This window comes from Streptomyces incanus (assembly GCF_042656345.1).
GTDB lineage: Bacteria > Actinomycetota > Actinomycetes > Streptomycetales > Streptomycetaceae > Streptomyces > Streptomyces incanus.
Genome location: NZ_JBHSPC010000184.1, coordinates 1 through 1,858, shown reverse-complemented (window position 1 = coordinate 1,858; position 1,858 = coordinate 1). Strand labels below are relative to the sequence as shown.

Genomic DNA, 1,858 nt, shown 5'->3' with positions numbered 1-1,858 from the left:
AATGCGTGAATTCACGCTGTGGGGGCGTGTCACTAGGCGTGGGTGTTCGCGCTGGTCAGAGCGTTGCGGTGAGCTCGATGACCTTCTTGGGCGCGGGGATGTCCAGGGCGGTGAGGATGTCGCGCTGGGGCTTGGTGGGCTCGGTGGTCTGGCGGTAGGTGCCCGCGTGGCCGGTGAAGGTGGCGGCCTGCAGGCGCTGGAGTTCGGCGCGCAGGCGGTTCCAGGTCTGACCGGTGGCGTTCTCGGCGACGCGGATCAGCAGCAGGGCCAGCCAGCACAGCAGGACGTGGGCGCGGATGCGGTCCTCGCGGCGGTGGTAGACGGGCCGCAGGTCCAAGATCTGCTTCATGTCCCTCCAGCCGCGTTCCACCTCGAGAAGCGACTTGTATCCCAGGGCGATGTCCTCGGCCGACAGCTTCGGATCGGATGAGCGCAGGAGGTACTTGCCGTCCAGGTTCGCCTCGGTCGCGATCTTCTTCTTGTCGATCCGCAGCAATCCGCCCGGGGTGGTGCGCAGATAGCGCTTCAGCCCGGGCTTGGTGGACAACTGCCCGGCTAGGTGGGCGCGTTCGGTGGCCTTGAGCTTGTCGGTGCCGGCGATGGCCTCTTCGAGCTGGGTCACCATGCGCTCGCGGATTGCGGCGTCGCGCAGTGCCTGCTCGGGGTTGAAGCAGATCACGAACCGGTCGTCGGAGTCGATGTTGACTTCCTTGACCTGGAGGTTGTCGCGGACGGTCGCGTAGCGTCCGGGCCGGGACAGGGCCTGCTTGACCTCGGGGGACCCGGAGCGGAGCTTCTCGCCGATGATGTAGCCGCCGCCTGCCTGCATGAGCGCGCGGCGGTTCGCGGCGGAGGTGAAGCCGCGGTCGGCGACCCATACGATCCGCGAGAGCGACCATTCGCGCAGGTCGTCCTTGACCTGGCGGATCAGGTTGGTGTCGGTGGTGTTCCCCGGCCATGACCAGACGCGGACCGGGATGCCGTCGCGGGTGACCGCCATGCCGACGACGACTTGGGGCAGGTCGTCGCGGGAGTCCTTGGACTTCCCGAAGGTGCGAAACCCTGCTTCTTTGACGGCGAGTTCGGGATCGGTGCCCTCGGGCAGGCGCTCGCCGTGGGCGTCGCGCGGGACGGGTTCGTCGGCTTCTTCGGTCTCGAAGTAGGTGCTGGTGGTGTCGAAGAACAGCAGGTCCACTTCCAGGTTGAGCAGGTCGGTGACCTGGAAGTACGCCTCCTTCGCCAGGGCGGGTTCTATCTGCAGCAGCCAGTCCATGGCCCGGTAGCAGGCTTGTTCGTCGATGGCGTCCAGGCCCTCGATGTGTACGTCGCGGGTGATCCAGTCGGCGGCGGCGAGCTTGCTGGAGGCGTCCAGGGCCCGGTTGGCGACCAGCGCGAACAGCACCCGCTCCACACGCGGATCCAGTCGGCGGCCGGCCAGTTGGCGACGCATCACCTGGTCCAGACCGAGCCGGTGCCACAGGCCGTCCAGGACGTGGGTGCCGCCCAGCGGGCGGGCCTCGGTGAACGTCAGCTCGGCCGGGCCGGTCAGTGCCGCGGCACGGGCAGGGTCCAGCAGCCGGGTCAGCGCAGCGACCAGGCGCTCGACGGCGGCGCGGTCGATCTCGTCCTCGCGGCCGAAGGAGTGCAGCACCTTGGTGCGTGACACCCCGGCCTTCGCGTCCCACTCGTTGTGGGCGAGCTGGAGGTACCGCACCACCTGCCCGGACTTGTTCCGCCGCGACGACGTGCGCACGTACATGTGGCTAGACGTTACACGACTTTCCTCAGGTCAACGCAGGATGACCGCGCGAATCGTGTCACTAGGGATCTGACGGGTTTCGCTGCGGTAAGAACGCTG

Annotated in this window: 1 protein-coding gene; it reads right to left on the bottom strand. The window is 67.7% G+C overall.

The window, feature by feature from the left end; genetic code table 11:
• Nucleotides 1-55: 55 nt before the first annotated feature.
• A complete protein-coding gene (locus ACFP2V_RS38580) occupies nucleotides 56-1,759 on the bottom strand; it encodes an IS1634 family transposase (protein WP_381221428.1) in 1,704 nt (567 codons plus the stop codon).
• Between the last annotated feature and the right edge of the window lie 99 nt (nucleotides 1,760-1,858).